The organism is Massilia luteola (assembly GCF_034420155.1).
Classification (GTDB): domain Bacteria; phylum Pseudomonadota; class Gammaproteobacteria; order Burkholderiales; family Burkholderiaceae_D; genus Telluria; species Telluria luteola.
The window spans coordinates 262943-285904 of the sequence record NZ_JAXOFN010000001.1 but is presented as its reverse complement, the minus strand read 5'-3'; the positions used below and the strand labels follow the sequence as shown (position 1 = coordinate 285904).

The 22962-nt window shown below is 66.8% G+C and carries 23 protein-coding genes and 1 pseudogene; 13 read left to right on the top strand and 11 right to left on the bottom strand.

Features of this window, described 5'->3' with window-relative positions:
• Positions 1-33: 33 nt before the first annotated feature.
• The 7 genes from U9J41_RS01330 to flhD form a co-directional block, all read right to left on the bottom strand.
• Positions 34-399 (bottom strand): response regulator, encoded by a 366-nt coding sequence (locus U9J41_RS01330; protein WP_036230353.1) that lies wholly within the window; start codon positions 397-399, stop codon positions 34-36.
• A 106-nt stretch (positions 400-505) separates the two neighbouring features.
• Entirely contained in the window at positions 506-1057 is a 552-nt protein-coding gene (locus U9J41_RS01325) for a chemotaxis protein (protein WP_322399800.1), read from the bottom strand.
• A gap of 25 nt (positions 1058-1082) precedes the next feature.
• Positions 1083-2054: a flagellar motor protein MotB gene (gene motB / locus U9J41_RS01320; protein ID WP_322399799.1), complete on the bottom strand. Its 972-nt coding sequence runs from the start codon at positions 2052-2054 to the stop codon at positions 1083-1085.
• 36 nt (positions 2055-2090) lie between these two features.
• On the bottom strand, positions 2091-2951 hold the full coding sequence (motA, locus tag U9J41_RS01315) for a flagellar motor stator protein MotA (protein WP_322399797.1): 861 nt from the start codon (positions 2949-2951) through the stop codon (positions 2091-2093).
• Positions 2952-3085: 134 nt separating this feature from the next.
• Positions 3086-3859 (bottom strand): class I SAM-dependent methyltransferase, encoded by a 774-nt coding sequence (locus U9J41_RS01310; RefSeq protein WP_322399796.1) that lies wholly within the window; start codon positions 3857-3859, stop codon positions 3086-3088.
• 64 nt (positions 3860-3923) lie between these two features.
• Positions 3924-4469 (bottom strand): flagellar transcriptional regulator FlhC, encoded by a 546-nt coding sequence (gene flhC / locus U9J41_RS01305; RefSeq protein WP_322399795.1) that lies wholly within the window; start codon positions 4467-4469, stop codon positions 3924-3926.
• 102 nt (positions 4470-4571) lie between these two features.
• Positions 4572-4889 (bottom strand): flagellar transcriptional regulator FlhD, encoded by a 318-nt coding sequence (gene flhD / locus U9J41_RS01300; RefSeq protein WP_322399794.1) that lies wholly within the window; start codon positions 4887-4889, stop codon positions 4572-4574.
• A gap of 674 nt (positions 4890-5563) precedes the next feature.
• Between flhD and kynU the strand changes: the two genes are divergently transcribed.
• The 4 genes from kynU to U9J41_RS01280 are packed head-to-tail and all read left to right on the top strand — an operon-like array spanning position 5564 to position 9411.
• Positions 5564-6838, top strand: coding sequence for a kynureninase (kynU, locus tag U9J41_RS01295; protein WP_322399792.1), 1275 nt, complete (start codon positions 5564-5566; stop codon positions 6836-6838).
• Positions 6839-6847: 9 nt separating this feature from the next.
• The gene (gene kynA / locus U9J41_RS01290) at positions 6848-7687 is read left to right on the top strand and encodes a tryptophan 2,3-dioxygenase (protein WP_322399791.1); all 840 of its coding nucleotides are present in this window, start codon (positions 6848-6850) and stop codon (positions 7685-7687) included.
• Between the two features lie 46 nt (positions 7688-7733).
• Positions 7734-8279, top strand: coding sequence for an RBBP9/YdeN family alpha/beta hydrolase (locus U9J41_RS01285; RefSeq protein ID WP_322399790.1), 546 nt, complete (start codon positions 7734-7736; stop codon positions 8277-8279).
• A 16-nt stretch (positions 8280-8295) separates the two neighbouring features.
• Complete coding sequence (locus tag U9J41_RS01280; protein WP_322399789.1) at positions 8296-9411, top strand: acyltransferase family protein; 1116 nt, start codon at positions 8296-8298, stop codon at positions 9409-9411.
• A gap of 145 nt (positions 9412-9556) precedes the next feature.
• On the opposite strand, the gene htpG is transcribed toward U9J41_RS01280, so the two are convergent.
• A complete protein-coding gene (htpG, locus tag U9J41_RS01275) occupies positions 9557-11479 on the bottom strand; it encodes a molecular chaperone HtpG (RefSeq protein ID WP_322399788.1) in 1923 nt (640 codons plus the stop codon).
• 265 nt (positions 11480-11744) lie between these two features.
• On the opposite strand from htpG, the gene U9J41_RS01270 reads away from it, so the two are divergent.
• Genes U9J41_RS01270 through U9J41_RS01250 form a run of 5 tightly spaced genes read left to right on the top strand, consistent with a single transcriptional unit; the run spans position 11745 to position 15506 of the window.
• The gene (locus tag U9J41_RS01270) at positions 11745-12233 is read left to right on the top strand and encodes a VOC family protein (protein ID WP_322399787.1); all 489 of its coding nucleotides are present in this window, start codon (positions 11745-11747) and stop codon (positions 12231-12233) included.
• On the top strand, positions 12230-12655 hold the full coding sequence (locus U9J41_RS01265; protein WP_322399786.1) for a YciI family protein: 426 nt from the start codon (positions 12230-12232) through the stop codon (positions 12653-12655). Before U9J41_RS01270 ends, U9J41_RS01265 begins: the two co-directional genes overlap by 4 nt.
• A gap of 11 nt (positions 12656-12666) precedes the next feature.
• Complete coding sequence (locus U9J41_RS01260; protein ID WP_322399785.1) at positions 12667-13548, top strand: YciI family protein; 882 nt, start codon at positions 12667-12669, stop codon at positions 13546-13548.
• 25 nt (positions 13549-13573) lie between these two features.
• The gene (locus U9J41_RS01255) at positions 13574-14878 is read left to right on the top strand and encodes an RNA polymerase sigma factor (RefSeq protein ID WP_322399784.1); all 1305 of its coding nucleotides are present in this window, start codon (positions 13574-13576) and stop codon (positions 14876-14878) included.
• A 19-nt stretch (positions 14879-14897) separates the two neighbouring features.
• A complete protein-coding gene (locus U9J41_RS01250; RefSeq protein WP_322399783.1) occupies positions 14898-15506 on the top strand; it encodes a GyrI-like domain-containing protein in 609 nt (202 codons plus the stop codon).
• 9 nt (positions 15507-15515) lie between these two features.
• On the opposite strand, the gene aroQ is transcribed toward U9J41_RS01250, so the two are convergent.
• The 3 genes and pseudogenes from aroQ to U9J41_RS01240 all read right to left on the bottom strand — a co-directional run bounded on the left by aroQ (position 15516) and on the right by U9J41_RS01240 (position 18315).
• The gene (gene aroQ / locus U9J41_RS29290; RefSeq protein ID WP_425259910.1) at positions 15516-15974 is read right to left on the bottom strand and encodes a gamma subclass chorismate mutase AroQ; all 459 of its coding nucleotides are present in this window, start codon (positions 15972-15974) and stop codon (positions 15516-15518) included.
• Positions 15975-15995: 21 nt separating this feature from the next.
• A pseudogene (locus tag U9J41_RS29285) lies at positions 15996-16754 on the bottom strand (transporter substrate-binding domain-containing protein); the annotation flags it as partial.
• Between the two features lie 127 nt (positions 16755-16881).
• A complete protein-coding gene (locus U9J41_RS01240) occupies positions 16882-18315 on the bottom strand; it encodes an aminotransferase-like domain-containing protein (protein WP_322399781.1) in 1434 nt (477 codons plus the stop codon).
• Positions 18316-18426: 111 nt separating this feature from the next.
• Here U9J41_RS01240 and U9J41_RS01235 point away from each other — a divergent pair, with 111 nt between their 5' ends.
• The 4 genes from U9J41_RS01235 to U9J41_RS01220 all read left to right on the top strand — a co-directional run bounded on the left by U9J41_RS01235 (position 18427) and on the right by U9J41_RS01220 (position 22783).
• Entirely contained in the window at positions 18427-19347 is a 921-nt protein-coding gene (locus U9J41_RS01235) for a DMT family transporter (protein ID WP_322399780.1), read from the top strand.
• Positions 19348-19428: 81 nt separating this feature from the next.
• Positions 19429-19890: a RidA family protein gene (locus tag U9J41_RS01230; RefSeq protein ID WP_056436327.1), complete on the top strand. Its 462-nt coding sequence runs from the start codon at positions 19429-19431 to the stop codon at positions 19888-19890.
• A 180-nt stretch (positions 19891-20070) separates the two neighbouring features.
• Positions 20071-21264 (top strand): aminotransferase-like domain-containing protein, encoded by a 1194-nt coding sequence (locus tag U9J41_RS01225; RefSeq protein ID WP_322399779.1) that lies wholly within the window; start codon positions 20071-20073, stop codon positions 21262-21264.
• Positions 21265-21451: 187 nt separating this feature from the next.
• Entirely contained in the window at positions 21452-22783 is a 1332-nt protein-coding gene (locus U9J41_RS01220; protein ID WP_322399778.1) for a diguanylate cyclase, read from the top strand.
• The last annotated feature ends 179 nt before the right edge of the window (positions 22784-22962 follow it).

The window sequence follows — 22962 nt, the reverse complement described above, 5'->3', positions numbered from 1 at the left end:
CTGGTACGAACGGCGCGGCGGCCCCGGGGCCGCTCAGCCGATGACTTTCTTGACCACCTCGATCAGGCGCTGCGGGTCGAACGGCTTGACCAGCCAGCCGTTGGCGCCAGCCGCGCGGCCCTTCGTCTTCATGTCCTCGGACGATTCCGTCGTGAGCATGAGGATCGGCGTCTTCTGGTAGCCCGGCAGGCCGCGCAGCGACTTGATCAGGGTGAGCCCGTCCATCTTGGGCATGTTCTGGTCGGTCAGGACCAGGTCGACGGTCTGCAGCTTCGCCTTCTCCAGGCCATCCTGTCCGTCGACGGCTTCCACGACCTGGTAGCCGGCGGCCTTCAGGCTGAAAGCCACCATCTGGCGCAGGGAACTGGAATCGTCGACTGCGAGAATAGTTTTTGCCATCTTTATGCTCCTGCTGTTTTTTCCGTTTGCCGTTCTACTGGCTGCTCGTATATCTAGTCAGACGGGGTCGGAGCCCAACCGCAACACCGGGCTCCGGCCCCACGAATCAAAACAACTCGACGTCGCCGCTCTCGAGGTGGCGCTGCTCGACCGACTTGCGCAACATGCTGCGCAGCTCCAGCGACTGGATCGCCAGCGCCATGCTGACCTTGCCGAGGCGTTCGACGATCTCCTCGCCGTCGCTCTCCGGCAGGATATCGTCACCGTGCTCGGACAGCGTGGTGAGAAAATCGCGCAGGCCGGTCACCCGGCGCAGCGTGCGATCGAGCAGCTGGCTCGTCATGTCCTGGAACTGCATGCTCGTCACCGCCGCGTTCACGTGGCCGGCGATCTCGCCCGACATGCCGGTCAGGCAGGCACTCTCCTCCGCCGTCGGCGCCTGGCCGGCCAGCAGGCGGTTGATCGCATCCTGGCGCGAATCGACCACATGGTGGATCGCCATGAAGCTGCTCGTCAGCTTCTCGACGGCTTCCTCCAGCAACAGCGTCGTCTGCACCAGGTCGGTCTCGACTTCGGACAGGTGGCGCCGGCCATGGTCGGACACGCCCGACAAGAGGCGTTTGACGTGTGACCCGAGAATCTTTTTTCTTGTCGTCATGGAATCCTCCAGAACATCCCGTCCGTTATTTTTTCCCGGCCGGCGTCGCCGCCGGCTGCGCCAAGCCACCACCCGTCGCCTCTGCGACAGCCTTCACCGCCGCGTCCGCGCTGTCGCCCGGCACATCCAGGGGCGTGCCGTCGTGCAGCACGGCGTTCTCGGTACGTTTATTCATGACCAGGATACTGATGCGCCGGTTGATCGGGTTGAACGGGTCGTCGCGGTCCAGGTGGACGGCCGAGCCGAGCCCCACCACACGCAGGATCTTCGCATCGGCCAGGCCGCCGTGCACCAGTTCGCGGCGCGAGGCATTGGCGCGGTCGGCCGACAGTTCCCAGTTCGTATAACCCTCGGGCGTCGAATATGGCGTCGAATCCGTATGCCCCGACAGGCCGATGCGGTTCGGCACGTCGTTCAGCACGAGGCCCAGCACGTCGAGGATGTCGCGCGTGTACGGCTGCAGCTGGGCGCTGGCGGACGCGAACATCGGGCGGTTCTTTTCGTCGACGATCTGGATGCGCAGGCCTTCGCTCGTCACGTCGAGCAGCAGCTGGTTCTTGTACTTGCGCAGCAGCGGATTGGCGTCGATGGTCTGTTCGATGCGTTGCTTGAGCTGTTCCAGGCGCGCCGCTTCCTCTTTCTCGAGGGCTTCGCGCGCGGATTTCAGGTCGATCGATTTCTTGTTGCGCTCGATGTCGCCGTTCTTGACCTGGCCGTTGCGGCGCGTCAGGTCCTTGCCACCGCCCTGCAGGATCGAATTGGTGCTGCCGGCGCCGGTGCCGCCCTGCATGGCGACCTTGAGGGGCGTCTTGAAATAGTTGGCGATGCCTTCCATGTCGCCCTTGGTCGTCGAACCGAGCAGCCACATGAGCAGGAAGAATGCCATCATCGCCGTCACGAAGTCGGCGTACGCGATCTTCCAGGCGCCGCCATGGTGTCCATGGCCGCCCTTCTTGACGCGCTTGACGATGATCGGCCGCTGGCCTTCGTCAGCCATGCCGTACTCCCGCGCTGATGTGGATATTACGCACCATTACTTGCTCTTGGCCTTCTTGATATGGTCCTCGAGTTCGGCGAAGGTCGGACGTTCGGTCGAGTACAGCACCTTGCGGCCGAACTCGACGGCCAGCGCCGGCGCATAACCGTTCAGGCTGGCCAGCAGCGTCACTTTCACGGTCTGGAACATCTTCGTCGACTCCTCCAGCTTCTGTTCGAGCAGGCTGGACAGCGGGCCAATGAAGCCGTAGGCCAGCAGGATGCCGAGGAACGTGCCGACCAGCGCGTGCGCGATCAGGATGCCCAGCTCGGCCGGCGGCAGGCCCACGGATTCCATGGTGTGCACGACGCCCATCACGGCCGCCACGATACCGAACGCCGGCAGGCCGTCGCCCAGCTTGGCAATGCATTGTGCCGGGACCGCACCCTCATGATGGTGGGTCTCGATCTCATTGTCCATCAGGTTCTCGATCTGGAACGCGTCCATGTTGCCCGAAACCATCAAGCGCAGGTAATCGGTGATGAATTCGACAATGTGATGATCCGCCAGCACCGCCGGGTACTTCGAGAACACGGGGCTCTGCTCGGGCGCCTCGATGTCGCCTTCGATCGACATCAGGCCTTCTTTCCTTACCTTCGACAGCACGTCGAACAGCAGCGACATCAGCTCCATGTACATCTCGCGCGTGTACTTGGACCCCTTGAACAGCGTGGGCAGCGCGCCCAGCGTCGCCTTCACGGCCTTCGGGCTGTTACCGACGAGGAATGCGCCCAGTGCGGCACCGCCGATCATGACGAGTTCGAGCGGCTGCCACAGCGCCGCCAGGTGACCGCCGTTCATCGCGAAGCCGCCGAATACGGCGGCGAGCACTACAACGTAACCAACAATGACAAACACGGGACTCCCGATGCGTGAATCCGGGGCAGGCCCGGTTTGGATCCAAGTTGATGAATCCAAAGAGAAATATTTACGTAGGGAACTAGATTAGCTTGAGAATGGCCCACGGGCAAGTAAAAGTGCCCCGATGACCGTCAAAATTGCCAAAGATAGAGAATTTTCTTACTGTTAGTCGTCACAATGCGACGGTCTGGCATTCTTCCCGGAATATCGAATTCATAACTCAACAAGATGCCGCCGGGCCGCATTTCACTCTCGGCCTTGCGCCAGAGAGCGGCCATCGCGGCCGGCGACAGGTAGGCGAACACGACGTCATAGTGACCAAAATTCAACGATTCGTAGTCGCCGCGCACGAAGCGCGCGCGGCTGCCGGACAGTTGCGCGCGCAGCCGGCTGACGAACCACGGCAGCGGCGCCAGTTCGATGCCGTCCACCCGGCAGTCGGGCCGGCGCTTTGCCAGGTCGAGCACGAGGCCGCCCAGGCCGCTGCCCACGTCGGCGACGGCGCACGGACGGTCGGCCGGCACCACGTCCGCCACGGCATGCCAGGCATCGCGCCCGGACGGGTAATACGGCACCTGGGTGCGGAACGTGGACCAGTACACGAGCAGGAACAGCACGAACAATACTAAAAAGAGGGTCGGCGGCAGATCGAGCCCGCGCGCCAGCAGCACGCCGGAGGGAAACGCGAGTTCGATGGCGCGCCACCAGACGGCGAGCCCGAGGCCCCAGGCCAGCAGCGCGGCCAATATCCCCTGGATCAGCGCGACGGCTTCCCACGACATGGGGACGCCCGCGCGGGCCAGCAGCCAGACGGCGGTCACGGTGAGGGGAAAGGCGCCGGCCTGGGCCAGCAGCGCGCGCACGGACGGCGCGCCGAAAGCGCGCCGCGGGGCGGGCGCATTCATGGCCTGCCCCGCACGGAAACGAAACGGCAGATCACGGAGGAGAGAAACGGCCCGGTCGAAACACTCAGGCGGCGGCGAGCGCGGCGTCCTTGGCCTTGCGGGTCTTGCCGGCGCGCGAAGGCATGTGGCACAGGCCGCACTGGTAATCGTTGTTCAGGTCGAGCGCGTTGACGACGTACTTGCCCTGGCATTTGCCGCACGGCGCCAGCACGAGCATATTGCCCTGGAAGAAGCGCACGAGGGTCCAGGCACGGGTCAGCGACAGCAGCGGCTCTTCGCCGGGTGCCGGCGGCATTTGTTCCAGGTACAGCTTGTAGGCCTTCATCACGGCCTGGACGCCCGTGGCGCCGGCGTATTCGACCAGGAATTTATAGATGTTGATGTACAGCGAAGCGTGGATGTTCGGTTGCCAGGTCAGGAACCAGTCGGTCGAGAACGGCAGCATGCCCTTCGGCGGCGACATGCCCTTGAGTTCCTTATACAGCTTGATCAGGCGCTCGCGCGACAGGGAGACTTCGTTTTCCAGCAACTGGAGACGGGCGCCGAGCTGGATCAGTTCGATGGCCAGCTGGATTTCCTGTGCTTCCGAGACGACGCTTTTCTTGGTCATGCTGTTCTCCGTGGCTTGCGATGGACTTGGTGCGGCTTCGGTGGGGCTGCGGGCTGAGAACCGGGGTCAGAGCCCTGAATGAAAAACCGGGCTCTGACCCCTCTATGCGATTTCTTCGGCGGGCTGGCCGGCCATCAGGATCGCGGCGTGCGACTGGGCCAGGGCGCGGTCCTTGCTGTGGCTCGTCAGCATGCCGAGGATGGCGGCGTCGTCGAAGCGGAAGCGGGCCAGCATCATGTTGCCGCCGGCGAGTTTCAGGATCTGGGCGTTGCTCATGCCTTCGATCAGGTCGGCGATGTCGGTCGAGATGCCGAGGCGGAAAATCGCGGTGACCCTGTCTGCGCGGATCATCTGCTGTGCCAGCATCAGGTAGCTCAGGTTCGCATCACGAATTTCAGCCATCATGTCGTTCGCAGTCATTTCCATCTCTCCGGTTGATCGTATCTGTGAGGCGTTGTGTGTTGCCGTTGAGATAGATTCTGACCGTGAGGAAACTTTTAGTGTATTGGAGAGTGTCTGTATTTTTCGTCCGACAAAGACGAGATCGACCCGTAGGAGTTTGTCTGACAAACCCTGCCGGATCGTGGTCGCGCCCCTATGAAAAGGGGCGGAAGGCGAGATGTAACTACGGGGCGTTTTCAGCCCGGCGACGCAACGAACTTCTTATTGCTGTGTTGGTTTACGTCAACGTTTTTGAGAACTTTAGGGTGCCGCAAGAAAATTTTTTTGTTTTCCAGCATCCCCTTCAGACTCGTTATCGGCCGGTTTTTGCCGAACTTTAGGGTTTCGACAAAACTTTTTTGGTCCGATTCCGGTCGTCTGTATGGGTTATCGGATGCCTTTTGCGAAACTTTAGGGTTTCTGCAAAAAAAATTTCAAGGCCCGATCCCGGTCATCTGGTTAGGTTATCGGACGGCTTTGGGGGAACTTTAGGGTGCCGGCGAAAATATTTTGAAAATTGTTCGGCCGCCGCAGTTCGATGCAATTTTGCTACACTTCCCGCTCCTCTACCCTTCAGGAAACCACATGCCCGCTCCAACCCCCTGGGACATCAGCCCGACGATCTCGGCTGCCGGCCCCGCCAAGGTGGCCGCATGAACACTGCCACGTACGACATCGCCGGCGCCGCCACGCGCGCCGCCTGCCTCGCCCTGGACGCGTCCGATCCGCTCGCCCCGCTGCGCGAACGCTTCGACCTGCCCGAGGGCGTCATCTACCTGGACGGCAATTCGCTGGGCGCCCGCCCGCGCGGCGCGCTCGAGCGCGCGCGCGACGTCGTCGGCCAGGAATGGGGACAGGGACTGGTCCGCAGCTGGAACACGGCCGGCTGGTTCGCGCTGCCCGGCCGGCTGGGCGACCGGATCGCCCCGTTGATCGGCGCCGGGGCCGGCGAAGTGGTCGTCACGGACACGACGTCGCTGAACCTGTTCAAGGCGCTGGCCGCCGCGCTGGCGATCCAGGGCGAGCGCGACCCGGCGCGCAAGGTCATCGTCACGGAGCGCAGCAACTTCCCCACCGATATCTACATGGCGGACGGCCTCGCCCGCTGGCTGGACCGCGGCTACCGCGTGCACCTGGTCGATTCGCCCGAGGAACTGGTCGCTGCCGTCGACGCCGACTGCGCCGTGCTGATGCTCACGCAGGTGAACTACCGCACCGGCCGCCAGCACGACATGGCGGCGCTGACCGCCCTCGCGCATGCGCGCGGCGCGCTGGCCGTCTGGGACCTCGCCCATTCCGTCGGCGCCGTGCCGCTGGACCTGAACGGCGCCGACGCCGACTTCGCCGTCGGCTGCACCTATAAATACCTGAACGGCGGCCCCGGCGCCCCGGCCTTCATCTGGGTGCCGCGGCGCCACCAGGCCGCGTTCCGCCATCCGCTCACGGGCTGGTGGAGCCATGCGGCGCCGTTCGCGATGGCGCACGGGTTCGAGGCCGCCGAGGGCATCGGGCGCGCGCTGTGCGGCACGCAGCCGATGGTGTCGCTGGCGCTCGTCGAATGCGGGCTGGAGATCTTCGAGGCCACAAGCATGGCGGCCCTGCGCGCCAAGTCGCTCGCGCTCACCGACCTGTTCATCGCATTGGTGGCGTCGCGCTGCGCCGCGCATCCGCTGGGCCTCGTCACACCGCGCGCGCATGCGCAGCGCGGCAGCCACGTGAGCTTCACGCATCCGCACGGCTATGCGGTGATGCAGGCGCTGATCGCGCGCGGCGTCATCGGCGACTATCGCGAACCGGCGATCATGCGCTTCGGCTTCACGCCGCTGTACACGACCTTCGCGGACGTCTGGGACGCCGTGGAAATACTGCGCGACATCCTCGACGCCGAGGCCTACGACACCCGCGCCGCGCGCACCGCCGTGACCTGAGGAGGGCATATGGACGACGACAAGAACGACCCGACGTGGCACGGCGCGCAGATGGATTTCAGCCGCAGCATGAGCTACGGCGACTACCTGGGGCTGGACCGGATCCTGTCGGCCCAGCACCCGCGCTCGCCGAACCACAACGAGATGCTGTTCATCATCCAGCACCAGACGAGCGAGTTGTGGATCAAGCTGATGCTGCACGAACTGCAGGCCGTGCGCACCCACATCCGCGCCGACGACCTGCCGCCCGCCTTTAAAATGCTGGCGCGGGTGGCGCGCATCATGGACCAGCTGGTGCACGCCTGGGACGTGCTGGCCACGATGACGCCGCCGGAATACAGCGCGATCCGCCCTTACCTGGCGTCGTCGTCGGGCTTCCAGTCGTTCCAGTACCGCGAGCTGGAATTCATCCTCGGGAACAAGAACGCCGCCATGCTGGCCGTGCACCAGACGTCGCCCGAGCACCATGACCTCCTCGAACGCGAACTGCGGGCGCCGTCGATCTACGACGAAGCCGTGCGCCTGCTGGCGCGCTCGGGCCTCGCCGTCGCGCAGGGTCGCCTGGACGCCGATCCGACGCAGCCGACCGTCCACGACGATTCCGTGATGGCCGCATGGCTCGAGGTCTACCGCGACCCCGAGCACCACTGGGCCCTGTACGAACTGGCCGAGAAGCTCGTCGACCTGGAGACGGCCTTCCGGTTCTGGCGCTTCCGCCATGTGTCGACGGTGGAGCGCATCATCGGCTTCAAGACCGGCACCGGCGGCACGGCCGGCGTCAGCTACCTGCGCAAGATGCTGGACGTCGTGCTGTTTCCCGAGCTGTTTGCGCTGCGCACCGCGCTGTAACGCCGCGTCATCGTACAATCGGCGGCACGTGCACATTGGAGCGACCATGAACTGCGACATCCTGACCCTCGCCGGCCTGTGGAACTCGGGTCCGCAACACTGGCAGACCCACTGGGAACAGCAACACCCGTGCTGGACCCGGGTGCCGCACCGCGACTGGAACGATCCGGACTGCGCCGAGTGGGTGGCCGAGCTGGATGCCGCCATCGCCGACTGCGAGGGCCGCCCCATCCTCGTGGCGCACAGCCTGGCGTGCATGCTGGTGGCGCAGTGGGCGCAGTCCGGATCGGCGCTGAAAGTGGCCGGCGCCTTCCTCGTCGCGCCGAGCGACGTCGAAGCGCCGTCCTACCCGATCGCCGCCAACGGCTTCAAGCCCATCCCGCTCGCGCCGCTGCCGTTCCCGTCGCTCGTCGTCGCCAGCAGCAACGACGAATACGTGGCGCCGGACCGCGCGCGCGGGTTCGCCCGGGCGTGGGGCAGCAAGCTGGTGGAGATCGGTCCGGCCGGCCACATCAACGGCGGCAGCGGCTACGGCGCGTGGCCGGAGGGACTGGCGCTGCTCGACGAATTCCGCCGCGACCTGAACCCCTGACCGCACGGACGGCACGATGACGCCGCCCCGGGCCGGCGCGCTCGACACGCGCTTTTCCGTCTACCTGGACGGCGCGCGCGCCTGCGCCGCGCTGGCCGTCGTGGTGGCGCATTTCGGCTACTTCCGCATCTTCGACGACGTTCAGATCGCCCGCCTCCCCGATTTCGGGCGCGAGGCCGTGATCACGTTCTTCGTGCTGTCCGGCTTCGTGATCGCCTACAGCGCCGAACACAAGAACCTCACGGCGCGCAGCTACGCCGTGGCCCGCGCGGCGCGCCTGTTTTCCGTCGTGCTGCCCGTGCTGGCCCTGTCGTTCATCCTCGCGACGTGCGTGCACGACCTGCTGCACGCGCCGGTCGAAGAGGCCTACGAACTGCGCCGCCCCTGGCTGTACATCCCGTTCCACCTGGCCTTCCTGGGCGACGTGTGGCATTTCGTCGAGCGCCCGCCCTGGCTGATCCCGTACTGGTCGCTCGATTACGAAGCCTGGTACTACGTGCTGTTTGGCGTCGTTCATTTCCTCCGTGGCCGGCGCCGCTGGCTCGCGGCCGGTGCCGTCCTCGCCCTCGTCGGTCCGCGGCTGTGGCTCCTGCTGCCCGTGTGGCTGGCCGGCGTCGCGCTGTACCGCCTGCAGGGCCGGCTGACGTTCGGCCCAGGCCCCGCACGCGCGGGCTGGGCGCTGAGCATGGTCCTCATCGGCCTGTGGGGCTGGCTCGATCCGGAGCCCTGGCTGCGCGGCATCGCCCAGGGCCTGTGGCCGTTCGCGCACATCCGCATGGGCAGCGCCGACCGCGTGCTGGCCGACTACGCCGTGATGGGGCTCGTGCTGCTGAATTTCGCCTGCGCGCGCCAGGCCCGGTTCGACATCGTGCTGCACCTGGCACGTCCCATCCGCTTCCTGGCCGGGCACACGTTCACGCTGTATCTGTCGCACGGCATCGTCATCGGCCTGTGGCAGTCGGTGCTGCCGATCGAGCGCGGGGCGGCGACCGAGATCGTGGCCATCGGTATCGCGATCGCGCTCGTGGCGCTGGCCCTGAATCCGCTCACGGAGGCGCTGCAGCGGGTGCTGCGGCGCACGTTCGACGCCGGGCTCGCGCTGGGCGCGCGCGGCCTGGGACTGGGGGCCTGAACGCCGGGGTCGGCATCCGGCCGACCACGTCGGTTAGTTGCAGAATATGACGTGAAAATGTGAGCATTTGTGGATGCCGGCAAGGCCGGCAAGCCCGAAAAAAAAGGCCGGGCGAACCCGGCCTCCTTGTGACGCCGCCGCGCGCTTATTTCGCGCCGGTGGACAGCAGCATCTCGTTCAGGCGCTTCACGAACGCCGCCGGATCCGCCAGGCTGCCGCCTTCGGCCAGCATGGCCTGGTCGAACAGGATGTGCGACCAGTCGGCGAAGCGCGGGCTGTCCGCGTCCTCGTATTTCAGGCGCGTGACGAGCGGGTGGTTCGGGTTGATCTCGAGGATAGGCTTCGTCTCCGGCGCATTCTGGCCGGCCGCCTTCAGCATGCGCACGAGATTCGCGGACAGCTCATGTTCGTCCGCCACGAGGCAGGCCGGCGAATCGGTCAGGCGGTGCGTCACGCGCACGTCCTTGGCCTTGTCGCCCAGGGCGCCCTTCATCTTCTCGACGAGGTCCTTGTACTGCGACTCGGTCTCTTCGTGTTCCTTCTTCTCGGCGTCGTCCTCGAGCTTGCCCAGGTCCAGGCCGCCCTTCGCGACGGACACCAGTTCCTTGCCGTCGAAGTCGTTCAGGAACGACAGCATCCACTCGTCGACGCGGTCGGTCAGCAGCAGCACTTCGACGCCCTTCTTGCGGAAGATTTCCAGGTGCGGGCTGTTGTTCGCGGCGTTGTAGTTGTCCGCCGTGACGTAGTAAATCTTGTCCTGGCCTTCCTTCATGCGGCCGATGTAGTCGGCGAACGACACGGTCTGGTCGGCGGAACCGGTCTGCGTGGACGCGAAGCGCAGCAGCTTGGCGATGCGGTCCTTGTTGGTCGCATCCTCGCCGATGCCTTCCTTCAGCACCTGGCCGAACTCCGTCCAGAAGGTCACGTACTTGTCGCGGCCTTCCTGCTCGTCGCTGTTCGCCATCTCTTCCAGCATGCCCAGCACGCGCTTGGTCGAGCCTTCGCGGATCACGCGCACGTCGCGCGACTCCTGCAGGATCTCGCGCGAGACGTTCAGCGGCAGGTCGTTCGAATCGATCACGCCCTTCACGAAGCGCAGGTAGACCGGCATCAGCTGCTCGGCGTCGTCCATGATGAAGACGCGCTTCACGTACAGCTTGATGCCGCCGCGCTTGTTGCGGTCCCACAGGTCGAACGGCGCGTGGGCCGGCACGTACAGCAGTTGCGTGTATTCGCTGCGGCCTTCGACGCGGTTGTGCGTGTACGCGAGCGGCGGCTGGAAGTCGTGCGAGACGTGCTTGTAGAACTCGTCGTACTGTTCCGGCGTGATGTCGGACTTCGAACGGGCCCACAGCGCGGACGCCTGGTTGACGGTCTCGAATTCATCGCGGACGACGGTTTCCTTCTTCTCCTCGTCCCACTCTTCCTTCTTCATCTCGATCGGCAGCGAGATGTGGTCGGAGTACTTGCGGATGATGGATTTCAGCTTCCACGACGACAGCAGCTCGTCCTCGCCTTCGCGCAGGTGCAGGATGATGTCGGTGCCGCGGTTGGTCTTCTCGATCTGCTCGACGGTGTAGTCGCCCTCGCCCGTCGATTCCCAGCGGACCGCCTCAAGCGCGGCGGCGCCGGCGCGGCGGGTCTCGACGGTGACGCGGTCGGCCACGATGAAGGCCGAGTAGAAGCCCACGCCGAACTGGCCGATCAGCGCGGCGTCGGCCTGCTGGTCGCCCGACAGCCTGCCGAAGAATTCCTTCGTGCCCGACTTGGCGATCGTGCCCAGGTGCGAGATCACCTCGTCGCGGCTCATGCCGATGCCGTTGTCGGAAATGGTGACGGTTTTCGCATCCTTGTCGAACAGGACCTTGATCTTCAGCTCATGGTCGTTGCCGTACAGGCTGTCGTGGTTGATCGCCTCGAAGCGCAGCTTGTCGGCCGCGTCGGACGCGTTGGAAATCAATTCCCGAAGGAAAATCTCCTTGTTGGAATACAAGGAGTGAATCATCAGTTGCAGCAGCTGCTTGACTTCTGCTTGGAACCCAAGGGTTTCTTTTTCGGCTACGGCCATCTTATATCCTCGTTCGTATCAGGGTTGGACAGACCGGTTCGATATTGGGATACCAACATGGATTTCAAGGGTTATTTTTTCCGGTTCGCATTTCTTATGCATGCGACAAGGTTCTCGACTTTTTGACCGAGTCGGCATACCGTGTCGATCCAGCGAAATTTTTTTGCGCGGGCGTGTCGAAAACATGAAAGCCCGATCGTCGTACGGACAGCGGCGCCGGTGTTGTGCCGGCGGCCGCGGACCATTCACAGAACAGGAGATCATCATGACCGAACAAGTGCGTCCCATCCCCGAAGGCTTCCACACGATCACCCCGCACCTCGTCTGCAGCGGCGCGGCCGACGCGCTGGCGTTCTACCAGCAGGCGTTCGGCGCCGTCGAGAACAGCCGCATGCCGGGCCCGGGCGGCAAGATCATGCATGCCCAGATGCGCATCGGCGACTCGCTCCTCATGCTCGCCGACGACTTTCCCGATTCCGGCTGCGTCGGCCCGCTGGCCCTCAGGAACACGCCCGTCTACATCCACCTGTACGTCGAGGATGCCGACGCCGTCTTCGCCCGCGCCGTGGAAGCGGGCGCGAAACCGGTCATGCCGATGGCCGACATGTTCTGGGGCGACCGCTACGGCCAGATCGAGGACCCGTTCGGCCACCGCTGGTCGATCGCCACCCACAAGCGCGACATGACGCCCGAGCAGATGCGGGAAGCGATGGGCAACTCGATGGATCAAACCTGCGCGGGAGCACAACAATGAAATTCATGGTCATCGTGAAGGCCAGCGCGGCCACGGAAGCCGGCATCATGCCGAGCGACAAACTGTTCGTCGACATGGGCAACTTCAACGAGGAACTCGTCAAGGCCGGCATCCTGCTGGCCGCCGATGGCCTGATGCCCAGCTCGAAAGGCGCCCGCATCCGCTTCGACGGCGACCGGCGCACCGTCATCGACGGTCCGTTCGCCGAAACGAAGGAACTCATCGCCGGGTTCTGGATGATCGAAGTCGGCTCGAAGGAAGAAGCGATCGAGTGGTTCAAGCGCTGCCCGAACCCGCACGAGGGCATGGCGAGCGAGATCGAGATCCGCCAGTTGTTCGGTCCCGACGACTTCGGCACCGACCTGCCGTCCGAGGTGCGCGCGCAGGAAGACCGCATGCGCGAACAACTCGCGGCGCGCTGAGGAGGCCGGCCATGCAGTTCATGCTCATTCGCACCGACAACGACGACCGCGCCGCGACGGCCGACCCGCAGGCGGTACTGGACGATCTGCTGCGCCGGCTGCCGGGCGGCCCCGGCGCCGCGGCGGACGCGCCCCGCGCTCCCGCGCTGGCCCTGGCGTTCGCGCCCGACGCCGAAGCGCTGCGCCTCACGCTGTGGCCCGGCGGCGAGGCGGTGACGTCCGGACCGTTCCCGTCCGCCGAACGCCTGCCGGCCGGCTTCGCCGTGTTCGAGGCGCCGTCGCGCGCCACCGCGCTGGCATGGCTGCGCGACCACCTGCCCGTTTCCGCCGCCGGCACCGCCACGCTGGAACTGCGCGAGACGGGCTGCCCCGGAGGCTGCGCCGGCATCCCGCCCGGCGCGGCCGGCGGCGACGCCTGCTACGCGATCCTGCTGCGGTCCGACGCCGGCACGGAGCGCGACGCCATCCCACCGCAGGAAAAGCTCGACCGCCTGAACGCGTTCAACGCCATCCATGCGGCGGCCGGCACGCTGCTGGCCGGCGACGGCCTGAAGTCGACCGCGCGCGGCGCCCGCGTGCGCGTGGCGAACGGCGGCGCCAGCGTGATCGACGGGCCGTTCGCGGAAGCCAAGGAATTGATCGCCGGCTTCTGGATGATCCGCGCGCCGTCGATCGAGGCGGCACTCGACTGGGCACGCACGCTGCCCTACCCGACGGGCCCCGAGGTGGACGTCGAGATCCGGCGCGTGGCCCTGATCGCGCCGCTTGGTGCGTCGACGGCGTCGGCCGATGCGCCGGACCGGCTGCGCGAGGATGCCAGCGTGCGCGCCGAACAGCTCGACGCCGCGCTGCGCGCCGAGCTGGCGCCGCAACCGGCGTGGGACCGGCCGTGATGCCTGCCCGGGCGGGACGGCACGCATGACGGGCGCCGCCGACACGGGCAAGGTCGTCGAGGCGGTGTGGCGCATGGAGTCGGCGCGCATCGTCGGCGCGCTGACGCGCATGCTGCGCGACCTGGGCCGGGCCGAGGAACTCGCCCAGGACGCGCTGCTGGAAGCGCTGGAGCGCTGGCCGGCGGACGGCGTACCGGACCGTCCCGGCGCCTGGCTGATGCAGGTGGCCAAGCGGCGCGCCCTCGACCACCTGCGCCACCACGCCATGCAAGCCAGCAAGGAAGGCGAGATCAGCTGGGAGATGGACAATGTGCGGGGCGAACTCGGCAGCTTCCGCGATCCCGCCGAACTGGCCGCGCTGGCGCAGGAAACGGCCGGCGAGATCGACGACGACGTGCTGCGCCTGATCTTCGTCTGCTGCCACCCGGTGCTGTCGGCCGAGGCGCGCGCGGCGCTGGCGCTGAAACTGCTGGGCGGCCTCGCCACGGGCGAGATCGCGCGGGCCTTCCTCGTGCCGGAAGCGACGGTGGCCCAGCGCATCGTGCGCGCCAAGCGCACGCTGGCGGAGGCGCGCGTGCCGTTCGAAGTGCCGGGCGGCGCGGAACTCAGGCCGCGGCTCGCCTCCGTGCTGCAGGTGATCTACCTGATCTACAACGAAGGCTATTCCGCGAGCGCCGGCAACGAGTGGCTGCGGCCCACGCTGTGCCGCGAGGCTGTGCGCCTGGGCCGCGTGCTGGCGGAGCTGATGCCCGACGAAGGCGAGGTCCACGGCCTCGTCGCGCTGATGGAAATCCAGTCCTCGCGCGAGCGCGCTCGCACGGGGCCGGACGGCGCACCGATCCTGTTGATGGACCAGGACCGCTCCCGCTGGGACCGCCTGCTGATCGGCCGCGGCCTGGCGGCGCTGGACCGCGCCGGCCGCCTGGGCGCGCTCGGACCGTACGCGCTGCAGGCCGCCATCGCCGCCTGCCACGCCCGCGCGCTCAAGCCCGACGCGACGGACTGGGCCCGCATCGCCGCCCTGTACGACGCGCTGTCCCAGCTGATGCCCTCGCCCGTCGTCGAGCTGAACCGCGCCGTCGCGCTGGGCATGGCCTATGGCCCGGCCGCCGGCCTGGCCCTCGCCGATGCGCTGCTGGACGTCCCGGCGCTGCGCAACTACCACCTGCTGCCCAGCGTACGGGGCGACCTGCTGGCGAAACTCGGCCGGCACGACGAGGCGGCGGCGGAATTCGAGCGCGCGGCGGGGATGACGCAGAACGAACGCGAACGCGAACTGCTGCTCGTGCGCGCCGGGGCGAGCAGGACCCGGCTGGCGCGCGGCGGTTAAATCGACACCAGGAGCCCGAGTGCCGAAAATCGACGTCAAGAAAGAGCTGAAACATCTTTACCATGCCCCCGCGCGGGAGGTCGTGCAGGTCGACGTCCCCGCCCTGCGCTTCCTCATGATCGACGGCGCGGGCGATCCGAATACGTCGCCGCTGTATGCCGAGGCCGTGGAAGCCCTGTTCTCCGTGTCCTACACGGCGAAATTCATCGTGAAAAAAGGACCGTCGGCCATCGATTACGCGGTGATGCCGCTGGAAGGCCTGTGGTGGTCGGACGATATGTCATCCTTCGTCAACGACGACAGGTCGAAGTGGCAATGGACGATGATGATCCATCAGCCGTCGTATGCAAGCGATGCCGTGCTCACGGACGCGATCGCGCAGGTGCAGCGGAAAAAAGGCCTGGCCGCCGTCGCGGCGCTGCGGCTGGAATCGTTCGCGGAAGGCTCGTGCGCGCAGACGCTGCATATCGGACCGTTCACCGCGGAAGGGCCGACGATCCGGCGCGTGCACGATTTCATCGAGACCCGCGCGGCCCTCGCCGGCAAGCACCATGAAATCTACCTGAGCGATATCCGCCGCGCCGCGCCCGGCAGGTGGAAGACGATCGTGCGCCAGCCGATGGCGTGACGACCCGCGTCAGTCGGGGGACAGGAACGGCGCCAGCGCCTGGTCGGCCGCGCGCGGATTGAAGGCGCGTGCCTGCAGCCCATGCATGGCGACGGCGACGTCGGCCTTGCGGCTGCCGTCGTGCAACAGGGCCTCATTGTCGGCCATGGAGCGCAGCAGCTGGGCGGTGAGGCGGTCCAGCTCGGGGCGGATGGTGTGGGCGAGGTCGGGCGCGTCGTCGAAGCGGCCGGCGTCTCCTGCTTGCCAGCGGCGGTACAGCTCACGCTGCACCGTCTTGGATGCTTCGATCTGCGCCCGGAACACGCTGCGTATCCATGCCTCGGGCAGTCCCAGCGCGCGCCCCTGGCGCACCGCCGCGGCGATGACTTGTTCTTCGCGCGGCAGGTCTTCGATCGCAGCCTTCACATTCCACTTGGCGCGCGCCACATCGCGCGCCAGCAGCAGCCGTTGGTCGATGGCCTGGCGCAATGGCTCCAGCCCCCAAGGGAACGCCAGCCAGCGATCCAGGCTCTTTGGCACGTCGCCGTTGTCCAGCCGTTGCCGCAGCCAGCGGTCGACATACGCCTTCAGCGCCGTGTCGCGCGGCAGCAGGATGGCCTTCTCCGCCAGGTCGAACGGCGCGTCCGGATGCACCGCGCACAGCTGCGGATGCAGGCGCTGCTGCAAACGGGTTTCGACGGCGTCGGTCATCATCAGATCGGCTGCGCCGCTGACGATCTGGCCGAAGATGGTCACATTGTCCGGGTACATGGTCAGCTGGGCGCGCGGCGCCCGGTCGCGCGCGAAGCGTTCGTTCGTGCCGCCCGGATTGACGATCAGCCGCACGTCCGGCTGGTTGATCTGCGCCAGGGTCTGGAAGCGGGCGACGTTTTCGCAGCGTGCGATCGGCGTCTTGCCATCGTGTAGATAGGGCACCGAAAACAGCGCCCGCCGTTGCCGCTCGGCCGTCACCGACACGCCACTCATTGCGAGATCGAACTTGTCCGCACCCAGATCGGCCATCAGCGTCGGCCAGCTGGTCGGAACCAGTTGCAGCCGCACGCCGAGCGCCTGCGCCAGCGCGCCCGCCAGCTCCACATCCACGCCGATGAACTCGCCACCGGGCGGCCGGTAGCTGAAGGGCTTGTAGTCGCCGGTACTGCCCACCCGCAGCACGCCGCGCGCGGCGATGTCGTCCAGTCGGCCGGCCTGTGCCGGCGCCAATGCCGCCGTCAGCAGGCCCGCTAAAACGACCGCCTGCATGCGAATCCTGCAAAACGCTGCCGCGCGCATGAATCTCCTTCGTCTGTCCGTAGCGGCCGAGGCCTGGTGCCGCGCAGCGTAGGGGAAGCGCGCATGCCTGTCAAGGCGGCCATGGCGCCAGCCCGGGTGACCGTCACCCCAGCTCGCGCTCCAGGAAATGCCACGCCCCGGCATCCTCCAGCGCCGCCACGTTCAGCCGCAGCTTGGTGGACGGCAGCTGGTCCGGCGAAAACAGGCTGCCCGGCGCCAGCAGCAGGCCCTCGTCCATCGCGCGCGCGGCCAGCACGTTGGTGTCGCGGCCGCAATCGGCCCACGCGAACATGCCGGCCGTCGGCGCCGGCGCCAGGGTCATGCCGAGCGACTCGATGCGGCGCAGCACCTGCGGCCGCACCGCGTCCAGGCGGGCGCGGATGCGGTCCAGGTGCTTGCGGTACACGCCTTCGCACAGGACCTTGTAGACGATCCGCTCGCCCAGGTCGCTCGTGCTCAGGGTCGCCAGCATCTTGCGGTCGGCCAGGCGCTGCACCGTCTCCCTGGACGCCGCGATGAAGCCGACGCGCAAATTGGCCGCCAGCGATTTCGAGAAGCCGCTCAGGTAGATGACGCGCTGCAGCTGGTCCAGCGCCGCCAGCCGGGTCACGCTCTGGACGCCGCCCGGGTGCAGGTCGCAATAGATATCATCCTCGACGACGGTGATGTCGTGGCGCTCGGCGATGCGCAGGACCTGGAACGCCTTCGCGGCCGACAGCGACGTGGAACTGGGGTTGTGCAGCACCGAATTGATGATATACAGGCGCGGCTGGTGCAGCGCCGCCAGCGCCTCGAGCTGGGCCAGGTCCGGACCGTCGGCCAGGCGGCGGATGCCGACCACCTTCAGGCCCATCGCGGCGAACGAGCCGAACATCAGGAACCACGCCGGATCGTCGACGAACACGGTGTCGCCGGGCCGGCAGAATTCGCGCGCGACGAGGTCCAGGCCTTGCGTCACGCCGAGCGTCGTCACGAATTGTTCGGGCGCGGCCGCGATTTCCAGCTCGGCCAGCTTGCGCTGCAATTGTTCGCGGAGCGGCGCATAGCCCTGCGGGGTGGCGTAGTTGAGCAGCACGCTGCTGTTCTGGCGACTGACGGCGCGCAGCGCGTTGGACACGCCGGGGCCATCGAGCCAGGCCGTCGGCAGGACGCCCGCGGCGCTCGACGGCTGGCCCGGCATCTGCCGGAACATGTGGCGGATCAGCCAGACGACGTCCAGCGCACGCGCTTCCAGGGCCGGATCGGCATGCGGTTCGGCGCGCCGCAATGCCGTGTTCAGCGGCGCGCGCTCGCGCACGAAGAAGCCGGCGCCGCGGCGCGATTCCAGGTAGCCCTGCGCGACCAGGCGGTCGTAGCTGGCCACGACGGTGAACGGCGAGACGCCGTGATCGGCGGCGAAACGGCGGATCGAGGGCATGCGGCTGCCCGCGCGCAACTGCCTGTCGTCGATGCGCGCGGTGACGGCGCGGACGATCTGGTCGGCCAGCGGCTCGCCGGAATCGCGCGACAGCAGCGTCGGCATGATTGTATCGGTCATATTTGCAACACAGTACGCAAAAGGATATCGGCAAGTGTATAGGGACTGTACTGCTCGTCCGGTCTAGCATAACCCTGTCCAACGTTTGCTGCAACGACAACAGGAGAACCCATGCGTCCCACCACCCTGACCCCGGCCGGCGTCCCCGCGGCGGCGTCCGACGAAGCCCGCGGCATGCTGCTCGGCCTGATCGGCGTCGCTGTCTTCAGCCTCACCTTGCCGTTCACGCGCATGGCGGTGCGCGAGCTCGATCCGCTGTTCCTCACGCTGGGCCGCGCGCTCGGCGCCGCCGTGCTGGCGGCCGGCTGGCTGCGCATGCGCCGCGCCGCCTTGCCGGGACGCGCCGCGCTGCGGCCGCTGGCGATCGTGGCGCTCGGCTGCGTGCTCGGGTTTCCGCTGCTCAGTTCGATCGCGATGCGCAGCGTGCCGGCGTCGCACGGCGCCGTGCTGGGCGGCGTCCTGCCGCTCGCGACGGCCTTGTACGCGGCGCTGCGCGGCTACGAGCGGCCATCGACAGGGTTCTGGCTGGTCGCGCTGGTGGGAACGAGCCTCGTGCTCGCGTTCGCGCTGGGCCAGGGCGGCGGGACGCTGCAGAAGGCCGACCTGCTGATGTTCGGCGCGATCGTCGCCGCGGCGGCCGGCTATGCGGAAGGCGGGCGGCTCGCGCGCACGCTGGGCGGCCAGGAAACGATCTGCTGGGCACTCGTGCTGTCGGCCGTCCCCGCCGCGCTTCTGCTGGCGGCGTTCGAAAGCGACCAGTTTGGCCGCCTGGGCGCCGTCGGCCCGGCCAGCTGGCTCGGCTTCGCGTACGTCACGACGTGCTCGATGTTCATCGGCTTCTTTTTCTGGTACCGCGGCCTGGCGCTGGGCGGCGTGGCCCGCGTGGGACAGGTGCAATTATTACAACCTTTCCTGTCGCTGGCCGGCGCGGCCATCCTGCTGGGCGAGGCGCTGACGGCGGCCAATGTCGGCTTCGCGCTGGCCGTGATCGCGACCGTGGCGCTGGGCCGCCGCATGCAGGTGAGGCGATAATGGGTATGCACCGTACGATGGGCACGCCCGCCGGCAAGGCTTACAATAGCGGCTTTCTTTTCACACAACCCTGGGGAATTCATGTCCGTCTACGACAAACTCAAAGCACTGAACATCACCCTGGCCGCACCGGCGACGCCGGCGGCCGCCTACGTCATGTATGCGCAGACCGGCAACACGGTGTTCTTGTCCGGCCACATCGCCAAGAATGCGGACGGCACCGTCAATGCGGGCCTGCTGGGCAGGGAAAAGACGACGGAACAGGGCAAGGCGGCGGCGCGCGCCGTGGCCGTCGACCTGATGGGCACGCTGCAGGCGGCCGTCGGCGGCGACCTGAACCGCGTAAAACGCATCGTCAAGGTGATGAGCCTGGTCGCCTCGACGCCGGACTATACCGAGCAACACCTCGTCACGAACGGCTGCTCGGAACTGCTGGGCGAGGTGTTCGGCGACGCCGGCAAGCACGCGCGCTCGGCGTTCGGTGTGGCATCCCTGCCCCTCGGCGCCTGCGTCGAGATCGAACTCATCGCCGAAGTCGCTTAAACACGCTTTATTATTGTTGTTTGTTAGCGTCATGGGGCATCGCAAAACCGTCGCAGAGGTTTGGCGCGCCCCCACTGTAACGGAGCATGCCCAACAGGCGTGCTCCTCTTGAGAGAGCAGCCGATCCGGCGTGCTTTATAATGGCCGACGCACCATCGTGGCCCTTCCTGTGAGACCAGTATGAAAATCGAAAACCCGAATCCCATCCAGTGGCAGTTCTCGGCGCGCGCACAGCAGCTGCAAAGCTCGGCGATCCGCGAGATCCTGAAGATCACCCAGCGTCCGGAAATCATTTCCTTCGCCGGCGGCCTGCCCTCGCCCGCCACCTTCCCCGTCGAACGCATGAAAGCGGCCTACGACAAGGTGCTCAGCGAAAACGGCAAGCAGGCGCTGCAGTACGGCCCGACGGACGGCTACGCGCCGCTGCGCGAGTGGGTGGCGAATTATCTGTCCACGGAAGGTTCGCAGATCGTGCCGGAGCAGATCCTGATGGTGTCCGGCTCGCAGCAGGCCCTCGACCTGCTGGGCAAGGTGCTGATCGACGAAGGTTCGCGCGTGCTGGTGGAAACCCCCAGCTACCTCGGCGCGCTGCAGGCCTTCTCGGTCTACCGTCCGGAATTCCAGTCGGTCGAGACGGACGACCACGGCCTCGTGCCGTCGTCGATCGAACCGCTGGCCAAGGGTGCGCGCCTGCTGTACTCGCTGCCGAACTTCCAGAACCCGACGGGCCGCTCGCTGTCCATCGAGCGCCGCCGCGAGCTGGTCGAGACCTGCGCCCGCCTGGGCCTGCCGCTGATCGAGGACGATCCGTACGGCGCGCTGTCGTACAAGGGCGAGCCGATGCCGCGCATGCTGTCGATGAACCCGGACGGCGTGATCTACATGGGGTCGTTCTCGAAAGTGCTGACGCCGGGCATCCGCCTGGGCTATGTCGTCGCCCCGCTGCCGCTCGTGCGCCGCCTCGAGCTGGCCAAGCAGGCCGCCGACCTGCACACCGCCACGCTGACGCAGATGGTCGTGCACGAAGTCGTCAAGGACGGCTTCCTGGACGAACACATCCCGACCATCCGCAACCTGTACGCGAACCAGTGCCAGGCGATGCTGGACGCGATGGACGCCGAGTTCCCGGAAGGCGTGACGTGGACCCGTCCGGAAGGCGGCATGTTCATCTGGGTCACGCTGCCCAAGCACATCGACGCCATGAAGCTGCTCGACCAGGCGATCGCCGCCCGCGTCGCGTTCGTCCCGGGCGCGCCGTTCTACGCCAACGAGCCGGTCACGAACACGCTGCGCCTGTCGTTCGTGACGGTGCCGCCGGAACGCATCCGCGAAGGCATCGCCACCCTCGGCAAGCTGATCAAGGGCCAGATGTAAGACGGGTCCGCGTCCGGCGGCGCGTGTTGCCGCCGGACCCAAACAATTGTTGAACAAGCCAAACACTTGTCAGTTGCGCAAAAGTTACAGATTTTTCCATCGGTAAAAGAAGTTATTGCCCAGGCCAGTGCTGCGGGGTGTATGATTTTGCACGCAATCTAAACGTGCAGTCCCCGCCAAGCACCGTATGACCAACCCTGCGACCGTGCCGCTTGCCGACCCGCGCAAGCCCGCCATTCTCATCGTCGACGACGCGCCCGACCACCTCGGCGTGCTGCGTTCGATGATGCTGCGTCAAGGCTACCAGACGTTCGTCGCCACTTCCGGCGACCGCGCACTGGATATCGCCCTGCGCGTAAAACCCGACCTGATCCTGCTCGACGTCGTCATGCCCGGCATCGACGGCCTGGAAACGTGCCGCCGCCTCAAGGCGCATCCGGCCACCATGCGCATTCCCGTGATCTTCATGAGCGCGCGCGGCGACACGGAAGACATCGTCGCCGGCTTCGACACCGGCGCCGCCGACTACATCCCCAAGCCGCTGCGCCTGGAAGAGGTCTGCGCGCGCGTGCGCGCCCAGCTGCGCCTGCGCACCAGCACGGACACGCAGTCGGAACAGGCCGACCGCCTGCGCATGATCGTCAACAGCATGGACCAGGGCCTGCTGATCGTCGAGCGCTGCGGCCGCGTGCAGTACGCCAACCCGGCCTGCGACCGCTACCTGGGCTATGCGCCCGAGGACCTGGTCGGCCGGTCGCTGAAGGATCTGCTGGATTGCAAGGAGCCGGGCTGCTGCGAAGGCCTGGACGCCATCAGCTATGGCACGCGCGAGGTGAAGATCCGCCACCGCGACGGCGGCCTGCGCGCGATGGACCTGACGATGACGCCAATGCACGCCGCGGACGGCCTGTTCGTCGTGCTGCTGCACGACATCACCCACCACAAGCAGTCCGAGGACGCGCTGCAGCGCGCCGCGATGCTCGACCCGCTGACCCAGATCGCCAACCGCCGCCACTTCGACGCCTTCCTGGACAAGGAATGGCAGCGCGCGATCCGCAACGCCCAGCCGCTGTCGCTGGTCGTGCTCGACGTCGACCACTTCAAGCTGTACAACGACACGCTGGGCCATGCGGCGGGCGACGTCTGCCTGCAAAAGGTCGCCGCGACCCTGCGCGACCACGCCGCGCGCCCGACCGACCTCGCGGCCCGCTACGGCGGCGAGGAATTCGTGCTGCTGTTCGCCGAGACCCCGGCGGAAAACGCGGCGCGCGTCGCGGAGATGATCCGCGCCGCCGTCGAAGCCCTGCAGATGCCGAACCCGCGCTCGACGACGTCGGCCTGGCTCACGGTGTCCGTGGGCGTCGCGACGATCGTCCCGACGCAGCTGGACGCGATCGAAAACCTGTTCGTGTGCGCCGACCGCGCCATGTATGCCGCGAAGGCCGGGGGCCGCAACCGGGTCGAGTCGACCATCGTCGGCGCGGCGTGGGATGTGGTGCGGGACGCGGCGGTGTACTGAACGAAGCGGGCGGCGCCAGCCGACCCGGGACATGCGCTACGTCGTCCCCGCGAAGGCGGGGGCGTAATGCCGCCGGCGCTGCCGCGATGCGTAGTACTCTGGTTCCCGCCTGCGCGGGAACGACGGATCGTATCAACGTCGTCCCCGCGAAGGCGGGGACCCAATGCCGCCGGCGTGCG

Excerpts from the sequence above, each read along its gene's own strand:
- U9J41_RS01330 (WP_036230353.1), bottom strand. The coding sequence starts at position 399 with ATGGCAAAAACTATTCTCGCAGTCGACGATTCCAGTTCCCTGCGCCAG.
- U9J41_RS01325 (WP_322399800.1), bottom strand. The coding sequence starts at position 1,057 with ATGACGACAAGAAAAAAGATTCTCGGGTCACACGTCAAACGCCTCTTG.
- motB (WP_322399799.1), bottom strand. The coding sequence starts at position 2,054 with ATGGCTGACGAAGGCCAGCGGCCGATCATCGTCAAGCGCGTCAAGAAG.
- U9J41_RS01310 (WP_322399796.1), bottom strand. The coding sequence starts at position 3,859 with ATGAATGCGCCCGCCCCGCGGCGCGCTTTCGGCGCGCCGTCCGTGCGC.
- flhC (WP_322399795.1), bottom strand. The coding sequence starts at position 4,469 with ATGACCAAGAAAAGCGTCGTCTCGGAAGCACAGGAAATCCAGCTGGCC.
- flhD (WP_322399794.1), bottom strand. The coding sequence starts at position 4,889 with ATGACTGCGAACGACATGATGGCTGAAATTCGTGATGCGAACCTGAGC.
- kynU (WP_322399792.1), top strand. The coding sequence starts at position 5,564 with ATGAACACTGCCACGTACGACATCGCCGGCGCCGCCACGCGCGCCGCC.
- kynA (WP_322399791.1), top strand. The coding sequence starts at position 6,848 with ATGGACGACGACAAGAACGACCCGACGTGGCACGGCGCGCAGATGGAT.
- U9J41_RS01285 (WP_322399790.1), top strand. The coding sequence starts at position 7,734 with ATGAACTGCGACATCCTGACCCTCGCCGGCCTGTGGAACTCGGGTCCG.
- U9J41_RS01280 (WP_322399789.1), top strand. The coding sequence starts at position 8,296 with ATGACGCCGCCCCGGGCCGGCGCGCTCGACACGCGCTTTTCCGTCTAC.
- htpG (WP_322399788.1), bottom strand. The coding sequence starts at position 11,479 with ATGGCCGTAGCCGAAAAAGAAACCCTTGGGTTCCAAGCAGAAGTCAAG.
- U9J41_RS01270 (WP_322399787.1), top strand. The coding sequence starts at position 11,745 with ATGACCGAACAAGTGCGTCCCATCCCCGAAGGCTTCCACACGATCACC.
- U9J41_RS01265 (WP_322399786.1), top strand. The coding sequence starts at position 12,230 with ATGAAATTCATGGTCATCGTGAAGGCCAGCGCGGCCACGGAAGCCGGC.
- U9J41_RS01260 (WP_322399785.1), top strand. The coding sequence starts at position 12,667 with ATGCAGTTCATGCTCATTCGCACCGACAACGACGACCGCGCCGCGACG.
- U9J41_RS01255 (WP_322399784.1), top strand. The coding sequence starts at position 13,574 with ATGACGGGCGCCGCCGACACGGGCAAGGTCGTCGAGGCGGTGTGGCGC.
- U9J41_RS01240 (WP_322399781.1), bottom strand. The coding sequence starts at position 18,315 with ATGACCGATACAATCATGCCGACGCTGCTGTCGCGCGATTCCGGCGAG.
- U9J41_RS01235 (WP_322399780.1), top strand. The coding sequence starts at position 18,427 with ATGCGTCCCACCACCCTGACCCCGGCCGGCGTCCCCGCGGCGGCGTCC.
- U9J41_RS01230 (WP_056436327.1), top strand. The coding sequence starts at position 19,429 with ATGTCCGTCTACGACAAACTCAAAGCACTGAACATCACCCTGGCCGCA.
- U9J41_RS01225 (WP_322399779.1), top strand. The coding sequence starts at position 20,071 with ATGAAAATCGAAAACCCGAATCCCATCCAGTGGCAGTTCTCGGCGCGC.
- U9J41_RS01220 (WP_322399778.1), top strand. The coding sequence starts at position 21,452 with ATGACCAACCCTGCGACCGTGCCGCTTGCCGACCCGCGCAAGCCCGCC.